The 21929-nt window shown below is 64.7% G+C and carries 20 protein-coding genes; 9 read left to right on the forward strand and 11 right to left on the reverse strand.

The window, feature by feature from the left end:
- Window positions 1-8 precede the first annotated feature (8 nt).
- The 6 genes from GCN75_RS20320 (at window position 9) to GCN75_RS20345 (ending at window position 5392) form a co-directional block, all read left to right on the forward strand.
- Complete coding sequence (locus GCN75_RS20320; RefSeq protein WP_008446215.1) at window positions 9-314, forward strand: integration host factor subunit beta; 306 nt, start codon at window positions 9-11, stop codon at window positions 312-314.
- 235 nt (window positions 315-549) lie between these two features.
- A complete protein-coding gene (locus tag GCN75_RS20325) occupies window positions 550-852 on the forward strand; it encodes a LapA family protein (protein ID WP_034751796.1) in 303 nt (100 codons plus the stop codon).
- A 46-nt stretch (window positions 853-898) separates the two neighbouring features.
- Window positions 899-2074: a lipopolysaccharide assembly protein LapB gene (lapB, locus tag GCN75_RS20330; RefSeq protein WP_152284028.1), complete on the forward strand. Its 1176-nt coding sequence runs from the start codon at window positions 899-901 to the stop codon at window positions 2072-2074.
- Between the two features lie 139 nt (window positions 2075-2213).
- The gene (locus GCN75_RS20335) at window positions 2214-3581 is read left to right on the forward strand and encodes a UDP-glucose dehydrogenase family protein (protein ID WP_152284029.1); all 1368 of its coding nucleotides are present in this window, start codon (window positions 2214-2216) and stop codon (window positions 3579-3581) included.
- Window positions 3578-4531 (forward strand): D-glycero-beta-D-manno-heptose-7-phosphate kinase, encoded by a 954-nt coding sequence (gene rfaE1, locus GCN75_RS20340; RefSeq protein ID WP_152258117.1) that lies wholly within the window; start codon window positions 3578-3580, stop codon window positions 4529-4531. Before GCN75_RS20335 ends, rfaE1 begins: the two co-directional genes overlap by 4 nt.
- A 27-nt stretch (window positions 4532-4558) precedes the next feature.
- On the forward strand, window positions 4559-5392 hold the full coding sequence (locus GCN75_RS20345) for a ComEA family DNA-binding protein (RefSeq protein ID WP_226941488.1): 834 nt from the start codon (window positions 4559-4561) through the stop codon (window positions 5390-5392).
- An 85-nt stretch (window positions 5393-5477) separates the two neighbouring features.
- On the opposite strand, the gene GCN75_RS20350 is transcribed toward GCN75_RS20345, so the two are convergent.
- From GCN75_RS20350 to GCN75_RS20360, 3 genes are all read right to left on the reverse strand, one after another.
- Complete coding sequence (locus tag GCN75_RS20350) at window positions 5478-6305, reverse strand: sterol desaturase family protein (RefSeq protein WP_226941489.1); 828 nt, start codon at window positions 6303-6305, stop codon at window positions 5478-5480.
- Window positions 6306-6382: 77 nt separating this feature from the next.
- Complete coding sequence (locus tag GCN75_RS20355; protein WP_152284030.1) at window positions 6383-7141, reverse strand: FxDxF family PEP-CTERM protein; 759 nt, start codon at window positions 7139-7141, stop codon at window positions 6383-6385.
- A gap of 247 nt (window positions 7142-7388) precedes the next feature.
- Window positions 7389-8963, reverse strand: coding sequence for a phospholipase D family protein (locus GCN75_RS20360; protein WP_152284031.1), 1575 nt, complete (start codon window positions 8961-8963; stop codon window positions 7389-7391).
- Between the two features lie 203 nt (window positions 8964-9166).
- Between GCN75_RS20360 and GCN75_RS20365 the strand changes: the two genes are divergently transcribed.
- Window positions 9167-10528, forward strand: coding sequence for a M20/M25/M40 family metallo-hydrolase (locus GCN75_RS20365; RefSeq protein ID WP_152284032.1), 1362 nt, complete (start codon window positions 9167-9169; stop codon window positions 10526-10528).
- Here the strand turns inward: GCN75_RS20365 and GCN75_RS20370 are convergent.
- On the reverse strand, window positions 10525-12282 hold the full coding sequence (locus tag GCN75_RS20370; protein WP_152284033.1) for an FAD-dependent oxidoreductase: 1758 nt from the start codon (window positions 12280-12282) through the stop codon (window positions 10525-10527). The genes GCN75_RS20365 and GCN75_RS20370 overlap by 4 nt on opposite strands.
- Before the next feature lie 247 nt (window positions 12283-12529).
- On the opposite strand from GCN75_RS20370, the gene cysM reads away from it, so the two are divergent.
- Window positions 12530-13432 carry a cysteine synthase CysM gene (gene cysM / locus GCN75_RS20375; RefSeq protein WP_152258122.1) on the forward strand — a complete coding sequence of 301 codons (903 nt, stop codon included), beginning with the start codon at window positions 12530-12532 and terminating at the stop codon, window positions 13430-13432.
- Window positions 13433-13532: 100 nt separating this feature from the next.
- Here cysM and GCN75_RS20380 read toward each other — a convergent pair whose 3' ends face one another.
- The 5 genes from GCN75_RS20380 to GCN75_RS20400 form a co-directional block, all read right to left on the reverse strand.
- Entirely contained in the window at window positions 13533-13865 is a 333-nt protein-coding gene (locus GCN75_RS20380) for a hypothetical protein (RefSeq protein ID WP_034751784.1), read from the reverse strand.
- 438 nt (window positions 13866-14303) lie between these two features.
- Window positions 14304-15449 (reverse strand): lytic murein transglycosylase B, encoded by a 1146-nt coding sequence (gene mltB, locus GCN75_RS20385; protein WP_152284034.1) that lies wholly within the window; start codon window positions 15447-15449, stop codon window positions 14304-14306.
- 8 nt (window positions 15450-15457) lie between these two features.
- Window positions 15458-17467 carry a transglutaminase TgpA family protein gene (locus GCN75_RS20390; protein ID WP_226941490.1) on the reverse strand — a complete coding sequence of 670 codons (2010 nt, stop codon included), beginning with the start codon at window positions 17465-17467 and terminating at the stop codon, window positions 15458-15460.
- 8 nt (window positions 17468-17475) lie between these two features.
- The gene (locus GCN75_RS20395) at window positions 17476-18456 is read right to left on the reverse strand and encodes a DUF58 domain-containing protein (protein ID WP_152284036.1); all 981 of its coding nucleotides are present in this window, start codon (window positions 18454-18456) and stop codon (window positions 17476-17478) included.
- 5 nt (window positions 18457-18461) lie between these two features.
- A complete protein-coding gene (locus GCN75_RS20400) occupies window positions 18462-19370 on the reverse strand; it encodes an AAA family ATPase (RefSeq protein WP_152284037.1) in 909 nt (302 codons plus the stop codon).
- Between the two features lie 238 nt (window positions 19371-19608).
- Here GCN75_RS20400 and GCN75_RS20405 point away from each other — a divergent pair, with 238 nt between their 5' ends.
- Window positions 19609-20535, forward strand: a complete 927-nt coding sequence (locus GCN75_RS20405; protein ID WP_152258126.1) for a histone deacetylase family protein — start codon at window positions 19609-19611, stop codon at window positions 20533-20535.
- On the opposite strand, the gene GCN75_RS20410 is transcribed toward GCN75_RS20405, so the two are convergent.
- Together GCN75_RS20410 and GCN75_RS20415 are read right to left on the reverse strand one after the other, a co-directional pair.
- Complete coding sequence (locus GCN75_RS20410; protein WP_152284038.1) at window positions 20536-20934, reverse strand: hypothetical protein; 399 nt, start codon at window positions 20932-20934, stop codon at window positions 20536-20538.
- A gap of 161 nt (window positions 20935-21095) precedes the next feature.
- The gene (locus GCN75_RS20415) at window positions 21096-21836 is read right to left on the reverse strand and encodes a hypothetical protein (RefSeq protein WP_152284039.1); all 741 of its coding nucleotides are present in this window, start codon (window positions 21834-21836) and stop codon (window positions 21096-21098) included.
- Window positions 21837-21929: the final 93 nt, after the last annotated feature.

The following is a 21929-nucleotide window of genomic DNA, read 5'->3' on the forward strand; positions in this document are numbered from 1 at the left end:
TACGGCAGATGACAAAGTCCGAGCTGATCAACCGCCTCGCTGAGCGTTATTCTCAGCTGGTGGCGAAAGATGCGGAGTATGCCGTCAAGACCATTCTCGATGCGATGACCAACGCCCTGGCGACGGGCCAGCGTATCGAGATCCGCGGTTTTGGCAGTTTTGCCCTGAACAGCAGGCCCCCGCGCATCGGCCGCAACCCGAAATCCGGCGACAAGGTGATGGTGCCCGAAAAGCGGGTGCCCCACTTCAAACCGGGCAAACAGTTGCGCGAGCGGGTGGACGCGATGGTCGGACAACCGATCATCGAGGATTAATCGTCTGCTGGAAGGCGACATAGAAAGCGGCGTCCTTGGATGCCGCTTTTTTTTGTTAATATGCTGAGAATACCTGACATAAGCTACTGCGCGTCGCGCTTTGCGGCCTGCGATGCTCACCGTACTTCAGTACGGTTGCGCTTCTCGGCCGCAAATCACTGACGCTCGCTACGCTTCTGTCAGGCATTCCAAGGTTGTGCCATACGGGCATTTTTTGTACTTTCTGGGCGTATCGATGAAAATCATCTCCACCATCGTTGGCTGTGTTCTCTTCGTCCTGTTCTTCAGTTTTGCGCTGAAGAATGCGCAGGTTGTCGACCTGCATGTATTTCTCAATTATGAAATTCGCGGCCCCCTGGTCCTGATGCTGCTGGGCTTTTTTGTCGCTGGCGCCAGTCTGGGTGTCCTGGCCCTGACGCCAACCGTGTTCCGTCACCGCCGCGAAGCGACCAAGCAAAAAACCACCATTGCAGCGCTGCAGACCGTTGGCGTGGCCAGCAATGTCCAGCCGCAACCGGACAGCGTGAGCGCGCAGTAAGCTGCGCCGTCGCTCCTATCTCTCTTACTCGAATAAAAACAATCGCATGGATTTTGAACTCTGGTGGCTCTTGGGTATCCCGGTGTTTTTCGCGCTGGGCTGGATTGCCGCGCGCGTGGACATTCATCAACTGGTGTCCGAATCGCGCAGCCTGCCGCGCAATTACTTCAAGGGCTTGAATTTCCTGCTCAATGAACAGCATGACAAGGCCATCGATGCCTTCATCGAAGTCGTCAAGCTGGACCCGGAATCGGCCGATATGCACTTTGCGCTGGGCAACCTGTTCCGCCGCCGCGGCGAAACGGAACGCGCCATCCGCGTGCACCAGAATTTGCTGGCGCGTCCGGACCTGCCGCTGGAGCAGCAGGGCCATGCCGCCTACGAGCTGGGCATGGATTACCTGAAGGCGGGCTTGCTGGACCGCGCCGAAGAAACCTTCAACAGCCTGGTCGACACGCAATATGCGGCCCAGGCGCGCCGCGCGCTGCTGGAAATCTACCAGCGCGAAAAGGAATGGCCACGCGCCATCGAAGCGGCCGTGGGCTTGCAGGAATCGGGCGCCGGTGCGCGCCAGAAGGAAATCGCCCAGTTCTATTGCGAACTGGCGCATGACGCGCTCGTGCACATGAAGCCGGACGAAGCCATGCCGCTGCTGGAAAAAGCCCTGCAGACGGACCGCAAGAGCGTGCGCGCCACCATCCTGACGGGCGACGTGCTGCTGGCGCGCGGCGACGTGGAAGGCGCGCTGACCACTTGGCGCCGCGTGGAGCAGCAGAGCGTGCCGCACGTGGCCCTGGTGGCGCAGCGCCTGATGGATGGCTACACCAAGGTGGGCCGTGCGCAGGAAGGCGTCAACCTGCTGCGCTCCTACCTGGAAGAAGCGTCGTCGATCGACCTGATCGAAGTCGTCTTCAAGGCCGTCATCGAACTCGACGGCGTGGAAGCGGCGAAGCAGCTGGTCAGCGCCGAGCTGCGCCGCACGCCCACCCTGCTGGGCCTCGATAAACTGCTCGAGGCGCGCATGATGGATGCGCCGGCCGCCATCTGGTCCGAGCTGTCGATGGTGAAAAACCTCGTGCACGGCTACACGCAGAAGCTGGCCCGCTACCAGTGCAGCCACTGCGGCTTCAAGGCGCGCCAGTTCTACTGGCACTGCCCGGGCTGCAACAAGTGGGAAACGTATCCGCCGCGCCGCACGGAAGAGCTCAACGTCATGAATTAGTCGTGCCCGCCACGGGGCCCATGGCTGCGTTGCAGCGCCTCGCCGTACTATTCGTACTGTCTTCGGCGCCGCTCCTTGCCCTGAACCCCGTGCTGTGCACTTGCAAGTCAGATAGATATATTACAAATACGGCACAACCATGAAAATCACCATTATCGGCACCGGCTATGTTGGCCTCGTGACCGGCGCCTGCCTGGCGGAGCTGGGCAATGACGTCTTTTGCCTCGACCTGGACGCACAAAAGGTGGCGCTGCTCAACAGCGGCGGCATCCCCATCCACGAACCGGGCCTGGAAGAAGTCGTGGCGCGCAACCGCGCCGCCGGCCGCATGACCTTTTCCACGGACGTGGAAGCGGCAGCCAACCATGGCGCGATGCAATTCATCGCCGTCGGCACGCCGCCCGATGAAGACGGTTCGGCCGACTTGCAATACGTGCTGGCCGCTGCCCGCGGCATCGGCAAATACATGACGGACTTCAAGGTCATCGTCGACAAGTCGACCGTGCCTGTCGGTACGGCGGAAAAAGTGCGCGCCGCCATCCAGGGCGAACTGGACGCGCGCGGCGTGGCTGCCACGTTCTCGGTGGCGTCGAACCCGGAATTCCTCAAGGAAGGCGCGGCCGTCGAAGACTTCATGCGTCCCGACCGCATCGTCATCGGCGTCGATGCCACGCCCGATGGCGAGCGCGCGCGCGAATTGCTGAAAAGCCTGTACGCGCCGTTCAACCGCAACCACGAGCGTACCTACTGGATGGACGTGCGTTCGGCCGAATTCACGAAGTATGCGGCCAATGCCATGCTGGCCACGCGTATCTCGTTCATGAATGAACTGGCGAACCTGGCCGACAAGGTGGGCGTCGACATCGAGGCCGTGCGTCACGGCATCGGTTCCGACCCCCGCATCGGCCACAGTTTCCTGTACGCGGGCTGCGGCTACGGCGGTTCCTGCTTCCCGAAAGATGTGCAGGCGCTCGAGCGCACGGCGCGCGGCCATGGTCAGGAATTGCTGATCTTGCGCGCCGTCGAAGCCGTCAACGACCGGCAGAAGCAGGTGCTGGGCGGCAAAGTGGTCACCCGCTTCGGCGAGGATCTGACGGGCCGGCATTTTGCCGTGTGGGGCCTGGCTTTCAAGCCGAATACGGACGATATGCGCGAAGCGTCGGCCCGCGTGCTGCTGGCGGACTTGCTGAAACGGGGCGCCACGGTGGCCGTCTACGATCCCGTCGCCATGGCCGAGGCGCGCCGTGTGCTGCAACTGGATCTGACGCCGGAACAATTGGCGAAGGTGCGTTTTGCCGACAGCCCGCTCGACGCGTTGACGGACGCCGATGCGCTGGCCATCGTGACCGAATGGAAAGCGTTCCGCAGTCCCGACTTCGCGCAGATCAAGGCGCGCCTGAAGCAGGCCGTGATCTTTGACGGCCGCAACCTGTTCGAGCCGGCCGTCATGGCCGAGACGGGCATCGAATACCACGGGATCGGTCGCTCGATCCTGACGCGCGCATGAGCGCCCACGAGGTGGTCGCCTTGACGGCGCCGGCCGCACTGGCCCAGGTGCGCTTGCTGGTGGTGGGCGATGTCATGCTGGACCGTTACTGGTTTGGCGACGTCAGCCGTATTTCGCCGGAAGCGCCCGTGCCCATCGTGCGCATCGAGAAGCGCGAAGAGCGCCTGGGCGGCGCGGCCAACGTGGCGCGCAACGCGGCCGCGCTGGGCGCGAAGACGAGCTTGCTGGGCGTGGTCGGCGACGACGAGGCGGGCAGCCAGGTCGAGCGCCTGCTCGAAGGCGGCGGCATCCACAGCTATCTGCAGCGCGATGCGGCCATTTCCACCATCATCAAGCTGCGCGTGATCGGCCGCCAGCAGCAAATGCTGCGCATCGACTTCGAGGATGCGCCCAGCGATGAAGTGCTGCGCGACAAACTGGCGCAGTTTAATGCCCTCTTGCCGCATTACGACGTGGTGATCCTGTCGGACTACGCCAAGGGCAGCCTGGTGAATGTGGCCGAGATGATCAAGGCCGCCAGGGCCGCCGGCAAGATCGTCATGGTCGACCCGAAAGGCGATGATTTCAGCCGCTATGCGGGTGCGTCAGTGCTCACTCCGAACAAATCGGAACTGCGCCGCGTGGTGGGCAACTGGAGCACGGAAGAGCAATTGACCGAACGCGCGCAGCAGATGCGCGCGCAACTGGGCCTGGACGCCTTGCTGCTGACCCGTTCGGAAGAGGGCATGAGCCTGTACACGGCCGACGCCGTGCTGCACATGCCCACCGATGCGCGCGAAGTGTTCGACGTTTCGGGTGCCGGCGACACGGTGATCGCCACCATGGCGGCCATGCTGGGCGCCGGCATGGACCTGGGTGACGCCGTGCGCACGGCCAACCGGGCCGGCGGCATCGTCGTCGGCAAGCTGGGTACGGCCACCGTCACCCGTGACGAGCTGTTCCCCCAGTAATATTGTTGTATCGCCTGCGCCGGCCGTTTGATCTGGCGCAGGTCTTCCCTCCGTTCCGCCATCCCGTCTTGTCAACCGTATCACGCCACAGCCGTTAAAGCCGTTAAGGCGCTGTTCCTCCTTTGCGTTCGAGTCATCTTGAAACCACATCACGGAGAGATACCCATGTTCAAAAAAATACTGCTGGCCATTGCCACCCTGATCGCGACGATGGGCTTTGCCTTTGCCCAGGTCGATGTCAACAAGGCGGACCAGGCGGCACTCGACAGCGTCAAGGGCATCGGCCCCGTCACGTCGAAGGCCATCGTCGATGAACGCGCCAAGGGCGGCGCCTTCAAGGATTGGGCCGATTTCGAAAGCCGCGTGAAGGGCATCGGTCCGAAAAGTTCCGTGAAACTGTCGGAAGCGGGCTTGCAGGTGAATGGCCAGGCCAAGTCCGGCGCGCCGGCGGCGCCGGCGGCGAAAGCTGCTCCGGCAAAAAAGGAAGCTGCTGTGAAGGAAGTTGCAGCGAAAGAAGCCGCACCGAAGCCAGCTGCTGCGACCGACACCGCTGCGGCGCCAGCCAAGACAGCCGCTGAAACGAAGAAAGAAGCTGCTGCCGCGAAGAAAGAAGCGAAGGCTGCCGCTGCTGCTGCCAAGAAAGAAGCTGCCGCCGCCAAGGCCGTCCCGGCTGCCGCGCCCGCCGCTGCCGCCGATGCTGCGCCCGTGAAAACGGCTGCCGAAACGAAGAAGGAAGCCGCGGCTGCGAAGAAAGCGGCAACGGCGGCCAAGAAAGAAGCCAAGGCTGCGGAAGCGGCTGCGAAGAAAGAAGCGAAACTGGCCGCAGCGGATGCAAAGAAGGCTGAAGCCGAGAAAAAGTAAGCGTGTTGCTGTAAAGCGTGTTGCGTGGTGGTGCCGCGCAGCACGACAGGAAAACCCCGCGCGGTACCGGCCGCGCGGGGTTTTTTTATTCGCGGGTGCCGTGCCGGAATGGCGCCGCCAGCTGTCCCGCCAGCGTCTTCGGCATGGGCGCCTCGATACCGCAGGCATCGGGCCAAGTGCGCGGCAGGTGATGGGTGCCGAACAGGCGGTCCAGCACGGGCAAGGTGGAGGCGTAGTTGCGGTTGATGTGTTCGAATTTGCTGTGATGCCAATGGTGGAAGGCGGGTGTTGCGACCAGCCATTCCAGCGGGCCGAAGCGCCAGCGCAGGTTAGCGTGGATAAAGAAACCCCAGACGGTGCCGACCAGCAGCAGGAGCACGGGCGCGGCACTGCCGGCCGCGCCGGGGCCTGCCAGGCCCAGCAGATACAAGGGCGTCAGGCCGAACAGGCGCGTGACGACCATGTCGACGGGATGGGTGCGCGTATTGGCCAGGAAATACAGCTGTTCCGTGCTGTGGTGCACGGCGTGGTAGCGCCACAGCCACGGGATTTCATGGCTGAGCCTATGCCCCCAGTAAGTACCGACTTCGCCGATCAGCAAGCCCAGCAGGAGCTTGGCCCACAGGGGCAGGGCCGCAAGCGTGGCGGGAATGGCGTCGGGCAGCAAGCGTTGTCCCGCGACGGCGATCAGGGCCAGCGGTGCGGCCAGCAGCACGGCCGGCAGCAGGCTGCTGATGAAATAGAAGCCCAGGTCGCTGAACAGTTCCGTGCGCGAGCGCCCGCCGTGGCGCGCGCCAAAGAAACGCTCGAGCGGCACGAAGACCACGGCCAGCAGCACCAGCCACAGGCCCAGGCGCAGCACGTCGACGACGATGCCGGGAAGGTGCATTTGCAGGGTGTGCAGCAGGCTCATTTCATTCCATCAGGCAAGAACCAAAAAAATCCGGACAAGGCTGGGCTGGTCCGGATTCTGTCATGCGTGCTGGCGGCTCAGACGGCAACAGCAGCTTTGCGGCGGCGGGCCATAAAGCCGAGCAGTCCCAGGCCGCCGATCAGCATGCCCCAGGTCGACGGTTCCGGCACGGCCGACACGAGCGACACGCCGTCGAGCAGCATGAACGGTGGCGCGCCCGTCGGGCTGCCCTTGGCCATGAACGACAGCAATTCGCTGCTGTCCGTGGCCGTGAAGGTCATGCTGGCCTGGTGCCAGCCCGTGAAGCCCTGGCTGACGTTGGCCAGCGATGCCGTCTGCTGCTTGCTGTTGCCCAGCGAAACGTCCCAGTAATTGACGGGGTTATCGCCCTTGAAGCCCACTTGCTGGGCGGCGCCGTACGAAAAGCTCAGGGTGTAGGCCTGGCCGGGCACCAGGCCGCTCACTTGCTGGGTCACGGGGCCAGGAAAATAATCCCAGTCCGCCGCCAGCACATTGCCGCCCGTGGGGCTGGCGCCCAGGCCGTTTTTCGGTCCCGCGCCGCTGTACGAGTTCGGGCCCCACAAGGCCAGCGCCGTCGCGGCGTTGGTATCGTCGATGTTATTGCCGTTGAGTACGAAGTTGTAGCCCTTGCTGGACCAGTCGGTCAGGTAGGTGCGGTCGGCGCGCGCGTACGTGCCTTCGTTCAGCTGTTTCGAGGTGCCATTGCTGGTCAGTTCAAAATCGCCATTCTTGACCAGGTTGGTCGTGGCGGCGTGGGCGGCGGTGGCGCACAGGGAAGCGGCGGCCAGCGCCAGCAAAGCAGAGATTTTACGCATGATGCAAGCTCCAAAAGTGACAGGGTAGTGTGGCAGTCTGTCGGCGAACTTTTGGCCAACGTGGGATTCAATCGCGGAAGAGGCGAGAAAGGTATTCCCGAGACAGCGGTGGTGTCCCGTTGAGGCGATTATAGCAGCGTTTGGCAAAATGGCATGTAACATGCTTTGAAAACAACAGATATTTTCGAGTGGCAATCTTGTCAGCGTTGGATTTTTTGCATGGCATGGGCAGGCATGCCATGCGCGGTTACAGCTGCGACTCGATCGGCAGCCAGCGCATCACGGATACCAGCATGCGGCGCCAGAAGCCCGCTTCCGGATCGTGCGTCCACACCTTGGCCGGTTCCTCGGTGGCGTCGGACCAGCGCAGGGCGCCGTTGTCGAGGAAGACGCGATAGCTGGTGTCGCTCGCCGTCGAATGCAGGAACAGCGCGCGCATGTCGGCCGCCAGCGCGGCATCGTCGAACAGCACACCCATCTCCGTATTCAGCTGGGCCGAGCGGGGATCGAGGTTGAAGGAGCCGACGAAGCCCCGCTGGCCGTCCACCACCACGGCCTTGGTATGCAGGCTGGCGCGGCTCGATCCCATCAGGCTGATGCGCTTGCGGTGCAGGGTCTTCAATTCATACAGCTCGATGCCGCCGTCCAGCAGCGCCTGGCGGTAGCGCGCATAGCCCGCGTGCACGAGGGCCACGTCCGTGGCGGCAAGCGAGTTGGTCAGTACTTTGACCTTGACGCCGGCGCCAACCTTGTCGGCCAGGCTCTGCGTCAGCGCCGCGCCGGGCACGAAGTATGGCGAAGTCAGCAGCGTTTCTTCGCGCGCCTGCGTCAGCAAGGGCAGCAGGCTGTGCATGAGCCAGTGCTCGCTGCGCTGCAGGCTGGCCACGGGGGCGGCTTTTTCCGGCGGGTCCGACAGCACTTGCACGTGCGCGCTCCAGTGCAGGCGCAGGCGGCCATCCAGATGGGCCTGCAGCTGGCCCGCATCGGTCAGCTGGCGCAAATAGGGCGAGGCGCCCAGTTCGCCCGTGAGCGCGTCGAGGCGGGCGCGCACGGCGGGCAGCTGCGGCAGTGCCGGCGTGCCCGCGTTCTTGCCAGCGTGCAGGGCGCCGATGGGGATGACGGCGCGGCTGTTCCAGAAGCGGTCGAAGATGTCGCTCGTCTGCTGCACGGCGGGGCCCACCAGCAGCAGGTCCGCATCCTGGAAATTGACTTGTTCGGCGGCATCGAAATATTCGTCGCCGATATTGCGCCCGCCGACGAGGGCGACCCTGCCATCGACAATCCAGGCCTTGTTGTGCATGCGCCGGTTCAGGCTGACGGCGCGCAAGGCCATTTCCACGGCGCGCCACCAGACGCCGTCGCGGTTGCGGCCGGGATTGAAGATGCGCACGTCGATCAGCGGATGGCTGTCGAGCGCGAGGATGGCGGCGTCCTGGCCCCGCGCGTTGATGTCGTCGAGCAGCACGCGCACGCGCACGCCGCGGTCGGCCGCGCGCAGCAGTTCGCGCACCAGCAGGCGTCCCGTGACGTCGTTATGCCAGATGTAGTACTGCAGGTCGATGCTGTGGCCCGCTTCGCGGGCGCTCAGGGCGCGCAGGGCGAACGCTTCCAGGTTGTCGTCGATCAGCGCCGTGCCGCTCTGGTCAGGGTGTTGCGCCAGCTGCGGCGCCAGCACGCGGTCGAGCAGGGTGGCATCCATCGCCACGGGCAAGGCCGTGCCGGGCGCCCCCAGCGAACGCTCGGCGAAGCGCCCGTAGCTGTACAGGGCAGCGATGCTGAGCAGGCCGAACAGTATGGCAAACAGCAGCAGTTTGACGAGCATGCGGCGCACCGTCAGCGGACCGTACGCGGGCGGCAGCGGGCGGGAAGAAGGGGAGTCTGGCGCATGCGGCGGTCTTTCATGATCAGGGCGGGGAGTGGCCGATTGTAGCAGTTTCTACAATGCACGATTTTGATCCTCGAGCATCCTTGCCTGCCGTCAAAAATGCGAGAATGGCCCTCTACTTATTTACAGGAGACGGCGGCATGCTACGGATAGTGACGGGAGTAACGGCAGCCTTGCTGTCGGCGGGCGTGGGGGCGGCGCCATCGACTGGGGCGCAGCCGCAGATCGTGCCGATCCGGCAGATCGTGGCGGACATTTCGCCGCAGCGCATCGAGGCGCACGTGCGCAAGCTGGTCGGCTTCCAGACGCGGCACACGATGTCCGATACCGTCTCCGACACGCAGGGCATAGGCGCGGCCAGGCGCTGGATCAAGGCCGAGCTCGAGCGCTGCGGCGCGCAGGCGGGCGGGCGCTTGCAGGTGGCGTTCGACAGCCACGTCGCGCCCGTGTCGAAACGCATTTCGCGGCCGACGGAAATCGTCAACGTGGTGGCGACCTTGCCGGGCAGCCAGCCGCAATCGGCCGGGCGCATTTATGTCGTCAGCGGCCATTACGACTCGCGCGCGACCGACGTGATGGATGCCAGGGGCGACGCGCCCGGCGCCAACGACGATGCGTCGGGCACGGCGGCCGTGATCGAAATGGCCTGCGTGATGGCGCGCCACCGGTTCGACGCCACCCTCGTCTTCATGGCGGTGGCGGCCGAGGAGCAGGGTTTATTGGGTTCCGGCCACTGGGCGCAGCAGGCGAAACTGAACAACCTCAATATCGCGGGCATGCTCAATAACGACATCATCGGCAGCTCGCGCGGGGACGATGGCACGGTCGATGGCGGCCAGGTGCGTCTGTTTGCCGAGGGCATTCCCGCCGTCAAGGAAATGAGCGACGGCGTGCGCGCGCTGGTGGCGACGGGCGGCGAAAACGATTCGATCTCGCGCCAGCTGGCGCGCCATGTGAAACAGGTGGGCGAGCGCTACGTGCCCGGTTTCAAGGTCAACGTGATCCAGCGCGCCGACCGCTACCTGCGCGGCGGCGACCATATGCCGTTCCTGGCGCAAGGCTACGCAGCGCTGCGCTTCACGGAACCGAATGAGGATTTTACCCACCAGCACCAGGACGTACGCGTGGAAAACGGCGTGCAATACGGCGACTTGCCGCAATTCGTCGACTACGACTATGTGGCAAAAGTGGCGCGCGTCAATGCGGCGGCGCTCGCCTCGCTGGCCCTGGCGCCGGCCGCGCCGTCGCAGGTGCAGGTGCGCACGGCGCAGCTGGAAAACGCCACCACCTTGCAGTGGCAGCCGAATACGGAACCGGACCTGGCCGGCTACCGCATCGTCTGGCGCGCCACCACGGCCGATCAATGGCAGGGCGCACAGGACGTGGGCAATGTCACCGAAGCGAGGCTGAAACTGTCGAAGGACAATTATTTCTTCGGCGTCCAGGCCATCGACAAGGATGGCAACGTCAGCGTGGCCACGTACCCCACGCCGCTGCGTTAGGCGCTGCCGGCGGGCAGTCTTGCCAGAAAGCCGTGAATCTGCGACACCACGGCCGCCCCTTCGCCGACGGCGGCGGCCACGCGCTTGGTGGAGCCGGCCCGCACGTCGCCGATGGCAAACACGCCGGGCACGCTCGTTTCCAGCGCGGCACGGTCCGGCAAGTCGGGAGGGTAGACTGCGTGGCCGTGCGCGCGGCATTCGGCGCGCGTGACGTCAAAGCCCGTGCGGATAAAACCCTGTTCATCGACGGCCACGGCGCAGTCGTGCAGCCAGTCCGTGTTCGGATCGGCGCCGACGAACAGGAACACGCGGCGCACGGCGCAATCGGCTTCTTCACCTGTCTGGTTGTTGCGCCAGCGGGCGCCCGTCAAGCCATCGTCGTCGCCTTCGAGGGCGATGATTTCCGTGTGCGTGTGCAAGGTGATGTTGGGCGTGGCGGCGATGCGCTCGATCAGGTAGCTCGACATGCTGGCCGCCAGGCCTTCGCCGCGGATCACCATGTGGACCTTGGCCGCGTGGCCGGAGAGAAACACTGCCGCCTGGCCGGCCGAGTTGCCGCCGCCCACGAGGATGATCTCTTCCTGCCTGCACAGCTTGGCCTCGATGGGCGAGGCCCAGTAGTACACGCCCCGTCCTTCATACGTCTTCAGGTTGGCCAGCGAGGGGCGGCGGTAGCGCGCGCCGCAGGACAGCACCACCGTGCGGGCGCGCACCTGCGTGCCGTCGCACAGATTGACGCGCAGGGGCCAGCTGTCGCACAGCAGGTTGGCGGCGCTGGCCGGGGTGGCGATCTCGACGCCGAATTTTTGCGCCTGCACATAGGCGCGCCCCGCCAGCGCGCGGCCGGAGATACCGGTTGGAAAGCCCAGGTAATTTTCGATGCGCGCGCTGGCGCCCGCCTGGCCGCCGTACGCGCGCTGTTCCAGCGCCAGCACGGTCAAGCCTTCGGACGCCGCATACACGGCCGTGGCCAGGCCGGCAGGGCCCGCGCCCACCACCAGCACGTCGAAGATCTTGTCGCCGGACAAATCGGGCAGCATGCCCAGGCAGCGCCCCAGTTCCGCATTGCCGGGATTCTTCATGACCTTGCCGTCGGGACAGACCACCAGCGGCCACTCCTGCGGCGTGGGCTGGTAGCGCCCGGCCAGCGCGGCGGCGGCCGCATCCGTGGCCGGGTCCAGCACCGTGTGCGGGTGGCCATTGCTAGACAGAAAACTTTGCAGATGGAACAGATTGCCATTGCCGCGCGGGCCCACCAGCACGGGCCCGCCCGAATTGACTTCGATCAGGGCCACGCGGCGCAAAATCAGGGCGCGCACGATGCGCTCACCCATTTCCGCTTCCGCCACGATCAGCGCGCGCAGCGATTCCGAACTGATCACGAGCACGTCCACGTCGCCCACGGCATGGCCGTTGACGAGGGCGGGGCGGCCCGACAGCTGCGCCACTTCGGCGATGAAGTGGCCGGGGCCGATTTCGCGCATCAGCGAGGTGCGGCCCAGCCCCTCATGGCGCGTGACGGCCACGTGGCCCGCCAGGATGACCAGCATGCCGAAGCTGCTGCTGCCCGCCTCGAACAGGGTGGCGCCGCCCGCATAGTGGCAGACCTTGCCATAGCGTTGCAGGCGGCGCAGCTCCGCTTCGGTGAAGACGGGGGAAATCTGGTGCATGCGGCCCTGGATATCGAGGCTGCTGGCCTGGACGGGATCGTCCTGCGTGGTTTCGGGGATGAATTCGGGGGTGGTGCCGCTCATGACTGATCCATGGATTGAATAAGCAAATTACTAAAATAACTAACCGTCACGAGTCTAGCGCATGCGCGCGCGGCCCGCTGGCAAACCATGCGCGCCGGCCCTGGCATGGCGCAAAGCCAGGCGCCATGCGGCCTGGCGCGCGGGGCGCAGCAGCGTGGCCTGCCTGGCGGACGCCGGTTTTTAGCCATACGCCGTCCAGCATCTCATATTAGAATGGGTCTTTGTTGAAATTACTCAAACAGACACGATGGCTTACAAGACACTTGAAGATACGATAGGCAATACCCCGCTGGTGCAACTGACGCGTTTGCCGGGTGCCGATGCGATTGCGCGCAACAACGTCATCCTGGGCAAGCTGGAGGGTAACAACCCGGCCGGCTCCGTGAAGGACCGCGCCGCCATGTCCATGCTCAAGCGCGCTGAAGAGCGCGGCGTCATCAAGCCAGGCGATACCCTGATCGAGGCGACCAGCGGCAACACGGGCATCGCGCTGGCCATGGCCGCTGCCTTGCGCGGCTACAAGATGCTGTTGCTGATGCCGGACAATCTCAGCGTGGAGCGCCGCCAGAGCATGGCTGCCTACGGCGCCGACATCCTGTTGACGCCGAAGACGGGCGGCATGGAATACGCGCGCGACCTGGCCGAACAGATGCAGAAGGATGGCCGCGGCGTGATCCTCGACCAGTTTGCCAACGAAGACAATTCGCGCGCCCACTATGAAAGCACGGGACCGGAAATCTGGCGCGATACGGAAGGGCGCGTGACGCACTTCGTCAGCGCCATGGGCACGACGGGCACCATCATGGGCGTGTCGCGCTATCTGAAGGAACAGAATCCCGCCATCCAGATCATCGGCGCGCAGCCCGAGGAAGGGTCGCAGATTCCCGGCATCCGCAAGTGGCCGGAAGCGTATTTGCCGAAAATCTACGACAAGTCGCGCGTGGACCAGGTGGAATACGTGAGCCAGGGCGTGGCCGAGCGCATGGCGCGCAGCCTGGCGGCGGAAGAAGGCTTGTTCTGCGGCATTTCGGCGGCCGGTGCCTGCGAAATCGCGCTGCGCATTTCGCAGACGGTGGAAAATGCGACCATCGTGTTTGTCGTCTGCGACCGCGGCGACCGCTATCTGTCGACCGGCGTCTTTCCTGCTTGATAGTTGATACGGGAAAATAATATCGGCCAGGACGGCCTGAGGACTGCTGGAAATACCCCCTCCCCATGGCGGGGAGGGAAAACCTGCGCAACTGGCAGGATCAGCCTTGTGGCGTTTCGCCTTCTTTTGGCTTGAATTGCTTGTCGCTGATGCGGAATTTGTTGCGGCGGTCACCCATCAGGTAACGCAGGTCGCGGATGCTCAGGTCGCTGACTTCGTGCATGCGGATCAGCAGCGATGCGCCGACAGGCAGGCGGTGGTGACGGATTTTGCTGATGACTGGCGGCGCTACTTCCAGCGCGCGGGACAATGCTGCGTCGTTTTTCAGGCGCAGGTTTTCGATCAGGGTATCGAGCAATCTGTTTGGGTTGTACTGGAGCAGATCGTCGGAGTCCGAATCGCTGTTCATATCAATGCCGACTTGGTTTGTCATGATGTTATTGTTCCTTCTGTAGTTGCACTGCAAAGTAAAAAACACTCGGAGCTCGCTCTTGCTGCGTTCATGTTCATTCTTTACTAAAAGGAACGAATTCACACACGGTACGATCCGGGATACAGTTTTTCATGATATATACACAATTGTACAACAGGATTCAATTTCAGGCCGGAAAGCCTCGTAATCTTGCTTTGTACAAAATAGGTGTTGTCTTGTTGCAACAGCTATTTATTCTTTATTATGCTCTATGATAGAACAAAAATTGTACTTTGACAAAAGTTAAGTATAAAACCATTTCCGTATTCCGTGCCGCACAAAGGCTGGCGAGCAAGGCTGGCACATGTTATCGACCCCACCATAGACCTGTTTGCCGGTCGCTTCAACATCGCTTACGCTTTCTTACAAGTAATATTATAACTTTACACTGACTTTCAGTTAGCGTGCGCGCACTTGGCTGATGGCCTTGCCCAAGTCGATCACTGACATGGCATAAAAATAACTTCTGTTGTACTGAGTTATAGCAAAGAAGTTATTGGTTGCCAAGTGATACTCAGTTGCTTCTGAACCATTTTGTAAATCGATCAAGCCGAACAACATGTTCTGGGGCGTGCTCGGGGCGGCAGTGACGCCGGCTTCCTGCAATTCCCCCAGCCGGTACTTCGCTTGCAAGCCCTGGCCGATGAATTTTTCCCAGGCGCGGCTGGCCGAGACGTTGACGGGATAGGTGCTGATGGCCGGGTCGTCGCGCCGCCAGCCGTGCTCGACGAGGAAATGCGCGACGCTGCCGATGGCGTCGGCCGTGGAATTGCGCAGGTCGATGTGACTATCGCCATCGAAGTCCACCGCATATTTCATGATGCTGCTAGGCATAAACTGGGGCAGGCCGATGGCGCCCGCGTAGGAGCCGAGCAGGGTCAGCGGATCGATGCCATCCTTGCGCGCGAACAGCAGCGCGTTTTCCAGTTCCCCCTTGAAAAATTCCATGCGCGCGGCCCGCGTCGGGCTTTCCGGATAGGAAAACGCCAGGGTGGTCAGCGCGTCGAGCACGCGGAAACGGCCCGTGTTGCGTCCGTACACGGTTTCCACGCCGATGATGCCGACGATGATTTCGGCCGGCACGCCATACTCGCGTTCGGCACGGGCCAGCGCCTCGGCATTCTCTTCCCAGAATTTCACGCCCGCATTGATGCGCACGGGCTCGATGAAGCGGGCGCTGTACGCTTGCCAGTTCTTCGGCTTGCCCGGCGGCGCCGGCTTCATCAGCTGCACGGTCGACTCGACATAGCGCACCTTGCCGAACAGGGTATCGAGTGCGGCGCGGTCAAAACCATGCTTGGCCGACATGTCGTCGAGGAAGGCGCGGACTTCTTTCCAGTTGGCATAGTCGACAAATTCGCCTTCGAAGTCGAACTTGGCCGGTGCTTTCTTTACGGTGGCCTTGGCGGCCGGCGCCTTGGCCGCGCGCACGGCACGGGCGCGGTCGGCGGCGGAAATATTGCTGTTCTCGCCTGCATGCGCGGTCGCCAGGCACAGGGGAAGGGAGAGGAGCAGGGACAGGGCGGGGTATTTGATCGGTAACAAGGAGCGTCTCATCGGCATTGGGTTAACAGGCGGCGCAAGCTGCGCCGCGCGCGGAGTTGTTCGTCTGGGTTGGCATTACCATACTTCATCGCGGCATAGATTGCCAGAAACTGTGCGATGGATGCGTGCGCCTCGGGTGTGGCCTTGCCGGCAGCCAGGCGCGCAGCATAACCGTGCGGGCCTTCATGCGGCGCACGGCTGTAGCCGCGCAGCGCCTGCTGGCGGCAAAACTGCGCGTACAGCACGTCGAGCGGATCGTCTTGCCGCGCCTGCCGCCACCAGACGAGGACGCCGGCCATGGCGGACAGCAGGGCCAGCACGGCGCAAGCGCGTGCCAGGGTCGTTGCCGGCAGGTTTTTCAAGCCGTCGAGCATGGCGCGCTGGCGCTGCGGCGTGGTGTCGAGCACCCAGTTGCTCCAGGCGTGCTCGGCCTGCTGCCATTGCTGGCGCCAGGCGGCAATCGCCCCGCTGGCGCCCCCATCGAGACCGGCCAGCGCGCGCCAGGCCGACAGCGGCGACGGGGCCGCCGGCAGGGCCGCGTCGAGATTGCGCTCCGTGCGCAGGGGCGCGACGGCGCTGGTGGGATCGACGCGCACCCAGCCCCGGCCTGCCAGCCATACTTCGCTCCAGGCATGGGCATCGGACTGGCGCACCGTCAGGCTGGCGCCGTCACTGCTGCGTGCGCCGCCCTGGTAGCCCGTGACGACGCGCGCGGGGATGCCCATGGCGCGCATCAGCACGACGAAGCTGCCTGCGTAATGCTCGCAAAAGCCCGCCTGCGTGGTGAACAGGAAGTCGTCGACGCCATGCTTGCCCAGCAGCGGTGGCTGCAGCGTGTAGCGGAAGGGTGCGCGGTGGAAGTGGTCGAGCACGGCGGCGATGGCGTCGGCGGGTGCCAGCGCGTGCGCGCCGTTGCCGCGCAGTGCGCGGGCCCAGGCCACGCTGCGTGGATTGCTGCCAGCGGGCAAGGCCAGCCATGGCTGCTGCCGGGCCACGGACAGGCCTGCCTGCAGCCGATAGCCGGGCTGGGAACTGGCGCGGTAACGCACGGTCGAAGTAATGGCTTGCGCCGTCAGCACTTCCAGCGCGGACGACACGACATACGGGTTGCCGGGCAAGCGTTCGATGCTGCGCGGCAGGTCGAGCGCGAAGATGCGCCGCTGGCCGCTCGCCTGCAAGGTCACTTCGTATTGGCTGGGCGAGCCTTCCAGCGCGATGTCGACGCGGCTGTCGGCGGCTGGCGCGCGCTGGCCCGCACCGCGGCGCGTCCAGGTGGCGCCGTCGTAGTCGCCCAGCACCACGCCGCGCCAGTACAGCTGGTCTTGCGGCGGTATCGGCGTGGAAAAGCGGGCCGTCAAGACGGGCTCGCCCGACAGGGCCAACGAGGCGATGGCACCCGGCTGCATGCTGTCGGACAAGCCCGTGCGCGCCTGCGTGCCCTCGTGCGGTGCGCCCCACAGGGGGCCGTCGAGGCGGGGCAGGATCAGAAACATCACGGCCGACAGGGGGATGGCCAGCGCCAGCATGCGTGCCAGCAAACCCAGGCGTTGCGCCAGGCGGGGCTGCAGCGTGCCGTACTGGGCCGACAGCAGGCCGGCCAGCAGGACGATGACGGTCGCCAGCATCCAGATGGCGCTGAGGATGCCTTGCGTATGGAAAAAGTTCGCCAAGAGCAAAAAGAAACTGAGGAAGACGAAGACGAAGACATCGCGCCGGCCATGCATTTCCAGCGATTTCAAGGCCAGCAGCAGGGCCAGCAGGGCGACGCCGGGATCGCGTCCCAGCACCGTGCCGTAGCTGGCGTAGACAGCGGCGATGCCCAGCAGGGCCAGCGGCACGAGCACGGCCAGCTGCGGCTGGCGCCGGCCCCGCACGGTCATGCTGGCGCGCCACAGCAGCAGCGCGCCGGCGGCGGCCGACATCCACGGCGGCAGGTGCAGCGCGTGCGGCGCCAGCACCATGGCGGCGGCCAGCAACAGCAGCAGGATGTCGGCCTTGTCGCGCGGCAAGTTGGTCATCCATAGCCTCATGTCATGGCCTCATGCTGTGGCAAACCATGCAGGGCCAGCGCGCGCAGGCAGGCGTCGCGCTGGCTGGCGCCCAGGGCCGGCGCCAGCGTCAGCGCGCCCAGGCGCAAGCCGTATGGCTGGCCCGTCCGTTCCGCCTGCAGCACCCAGGCGGCCAGGCGCGACAGGCGCGCTTCCGGCGCCAGCGCGTGCAGCGTGGCGTCGTCCAGCACGATGCTGCCACGGGCTGCGCCCGCCGGTGCGTCGGCGGCAGGCTGGAATTGTTTGCTGAATAAATGCGCGCCATCCTGGCGGGCGATCTGGCGCCAGGCCAGGCGCCGCAAGGAGTCGCCTGGCTGGTAGGCGCGCACGCCCGCCAGTTCCAGGGCGCCGCCGGATGCGTGCGTCGCTGGTGCTGTCCGCCGCGCCGGGCCCGCCAGCAAGGGCAGCGGCGGCGCATTGGGCTCGGGACGCGGATACACGAGCACGCGCGCCTCGGGTTGCCAATGGCACCAGGCAACAAACAGGCCCAGCGGAAAACTGCCGGACAGGCGCACGGCCGGCGCATCGCGCCAGCCCCGCTGCTGTGCGGCGACACCGATGCTGACGGCCGTGTCACCGTGGGCGGCGATGTCGGCCAGGCTGGGCGCTGCAGCAGAACCGTGGGCGGCCAGGCGGATCGCATGGCGGGGGCGGGCGCTGCGGTTGATCAGGCGCAAGGTAAAAAAAGCGTGGCTGCCCGCGAACACGGGCTGGCCCGACGTGGCGGCCAGCGCCAGTCCCGCCAGGTTGCGGCTGGCAAACAGCATGTCGGCGATGGCGCAGGCGGCGGCAAAATACGTGAGCGCATAGCCCAGGCCCAGGCGGTAATTGACGGCGGCGATCCACAGCGCCAGCAGCAGGGCCGCAAACGCCAGGCCCGCGCGCGAGGGACGGATGTGCACGCGCTGCGCGCCCAGCCAGGGGCGCACCGGCAGCCACGGGTGATCGCGCCAGCGCACGCTTGTCAGACGGGGGTAGCCAGCAGCAATTGCTGCAGCAAGGTGCGGCTATCCGTGGCGCCTTGCGCCGCATGCAGGCGGTGGGCGCAGACGGGCAGCAGCACGGCTTGCACATCGTCGGGCGTGACGTGGTCGCGTCCGGCCAGGGCGGCCCAGGCGCGCGCCGCCTGCAGCAGGGCCAGCGCGGCGCGCGGGCTGAGGCCGTCGGCAAACACGCCGGGCACGCGGGTGGCGTGCACGAGGGCCAGCACGTAGTCGACGACGGCGGGCGAGGCGTGGATGGCGCGCAGGCCCGCTTGCGCCTGCAGCAATTCCTCTGCATTCATCACGGCCGGCAGGGTCTGCAGCATGGCGCGGCGGTCGGCGCCCAGCAGCAGCGCCCGTTCCGCGGCCGCATCGGGATAGCCCAGGGTGACGCACATGAGAAAGCGGTCGAGCTGCGATTCGGGCAGGGGGAAGGTGCCCAGCTGGTGCGCGCAGTTTTGCGTGGCGATGACGAAGAACGGCTGCGGCAGCGCCCGCGTGACGCCATCGAGCGTCACTTGCCGCTCCTCCATCGCTTCCAGCAAGCCCGACTGCGTCTTCGGCGTGGCGCGGTTGATTTCGTCGGCCAGCAGCACCTGGGTAAACAGGGGGCCGGGGTGAAACTGGAAACTGGCGCTGCCCCGGTCATACACGCTCATGCCGGCCACGTCGGCCGGCAGCAGGTCGCTGGTAAATTGCTGGCGCTTCCATTGCAGGCCCAGCGAGACGGCCAGCGCATGGGCCAAGGTGGTCTTGCCCACGCCGGGCACGTCTTCGATCAGCAGGTGGCCGCCCGCCAGCACGCAGGCAAGGGTCTGGCGGATCTGTAACTGTTTGCCGACGAGAACTTCGCCGATCTGCTGTGCGGCCTGGTGTATTTTCGAAAACATGCTATTTCTATCACAGTACACGGGATTATTTAATTTACAATCGCTTTGGCCAGGTCAAACCACGCCGCCCGCCTGCGCCGCGCACGTGGTAGATTAGTGCCGAGGCAAGGGCGGCACAGACCAGCCAATGATTTTATGCGAGAACGCGCCGGGCAGGCAGGAATGCCGTGCAGTATTCCCCGTGAGTGTTCCCGTGTGGACAGAGAATGGACAGAGACAGAGGTAACCAGTACAGCGCATGAGCACAGCCATTTATACCCATCCCGATTGCCAGCGCCACGAAATGGGCGACTGGCATCCCGAATCGCCGGCCCGCTTGCAGGCCATCAATGATCAACTGATCCTCGCGCACATCAGCGACCTGGTCGAGCACCGCGACGGCGTGCGCGCGCAATTGTCCGATATCGAGCGCAACCACAGCGCCACGGCCATCGGCCTCGTGCGCGACAACGTGCCGCCCGCCGGCGACTACTACCCGCTCGACGGCGACACCCTGCTCAATGCGCACAGCTACAATGCGGCGCTGGCCGCGGCCGGCTCGGCCGTGGCCGCCACGGACGCCGTCATCGATGGCGAGATCAGCAACGCCTTCTGCTCGATCCGCCCGCCCGGCCACCATGCGCGGCCCAGCGAGCCCATGGGTTTCTGCCTGTTCAACAACGTGGCCATCGCCGCCAAGCATGCGCTCGACGTGCGGGGGCTCGAGCGCGTCGCCATCGTCGATTTCGACGTGCATCATGGCAATGGCACGGCTGAATCCGTGGCGCACGATCCCCGCATCCTGATGGTCAGCTTTTTCCAGCACCCGTTCTATCCGTACAGCGATGTCGAGTCCTACACGGATACGCGCGTGAACGTGCCCGTGCCGGCCCGCTCGAAGGGCGACGTGGTGCGCCAGCTGGTGCTCGACCACTGGCTGCCCGCGCTGCACCGGCAGCAGCCGCAGATGATTTTCATTTCGGCCGGTTTCGATGCCCACCGCGAAGACGACGTGGGCGGCATGGGCCTGGTGGAGGCCGACTACACGTGGATGACGCAGCAGATGATGGCCGTGGCCAGCCAGTACGGCAAGGGCCGCATCGTCAGCTGCCTGGAAGGGGGCTACAACCTGTCGTCGCTGGGCCGCAGCGTGGCGGCGCACGTCAAGGCGCTGGCGGAACTGTAATTACAGCAAGCTGGGGCGGCTGCGGGAATTGGTGTGGCGGTGGGTCTGGTAGTCGAGCGCGTCGCCGGCCATGAAGCGGCGCCATGCCTGCGTGTAGACGAGCGAGGATTTCTCCGCATCGAAGCTGTCGAGTTGCAGCATGTCGCGGTGGTGCTTGATTTCATTGACCAGCTGGTCATACAGCACTTGCAAGCCATAGCTGTCGGCGCTCTGGCGTTTCAGGCGCTCTTGCAGTTGCGCCACTTGCAGCTGCAGCTGCCGGCATTCCTTCTTCAGGTGCGGCACGCTGCCATGGCGCGGCGCGCGCTTGGGCGCCGCCTTGATCTGGCGCGGGCGCCAGCCGGCACGCTCGGTTTCCGTGTGCAGCGCCGGCGTTGCGCCACTGTGTTCCATCGTCATATCGGCCAATCCCCATCGCGTATTTCCCTGCACCTGGCGCTGGCCAGTCTGGAAAATAATTGCTTTTCATTTAAGAGGCGATATTAAAGCATACTTTTTTGTTGCTTGCAGTAAATATAAGAATCCATTTGGAAATATTTGACCTGCTTTCCCCGCCCGCATCACTGCACTAGCGCCCCCTTCATGGGAGCGGCGGGGGCCGCGCCGGCCATGTTGCCATCCTCGGCGTAAGTGAGGGTCAGCAGGGTGTTGTCGTCCCAGTTCCCGTCATGCAGGGGCGGCACGTAGCGCTGGCGGTCTTCCGTCACGCGGATGTCCATCGTGCGCTCGCCCGAACGCGCCTGCACGGCCAGCAGCTTGCGGAACACGGGGTAGGGCACGTGGATCAGCGACGAGTGGCATGGCCCGCCTGCCAGGCGGAACAGGTTGCGCCGGACAAAGGACAGCTCATCCTGCTCGACGGCCCAGCGGATTTCGCATTCCAGGCGCAAGTCGCCCAGTCGGCGCACGTTCTGGGGCAGGCCCGGCGTGTGGATGTCGGCGCGCCAGCGCAAGGTGGCGCGCCTCTTGTTGCTGACCAGGTCGGCATTTGCATCGTAGGCGGTCTTGTCGCGCGTCAAGGTAAAGCCGCCATCGGCCGCCAGCGGCACGGGGATGGACAGATTGTCGGCCGACAGGTGCAGGGTCACGCCATCGAGCCTGGCCTTGGGCGTGGCGGGGATCAGCATGAAGCGCAGCGGCGCGCCCGGCGCCAGGCGCTGGTGGTCGGCATACGCGTCGAGTCCCTTGAGCATGGTGCGGTAGGGGCGCAGGTCGGGGTCGCGCGTGCTTTGCACGTCGACGATTTGCTGCATTTCCTGGCTGGCCGGATCGCCTGGTGCCGCCGCTTGTTCCTGGGCCATGGCGGGCAGCAGGCAGGTGCAAAGGGCGGCGAAAAGGGAAAGACGGGGAAAATGCATGGAATGCGTGCCAGGTTAAGCTTGCAATGGGGGAAC

It is taken from the genome of Janthinobacterium violaceinigrum (genome assembly GCF_009208555.1).
Lineage (GTDB): Bacteria > Pseudomonadota > Gammaproteobacteria > Burkholderiales > Burkholderiaceae_D > Janthinobacterium > Janthinobacterium violaceinigrum.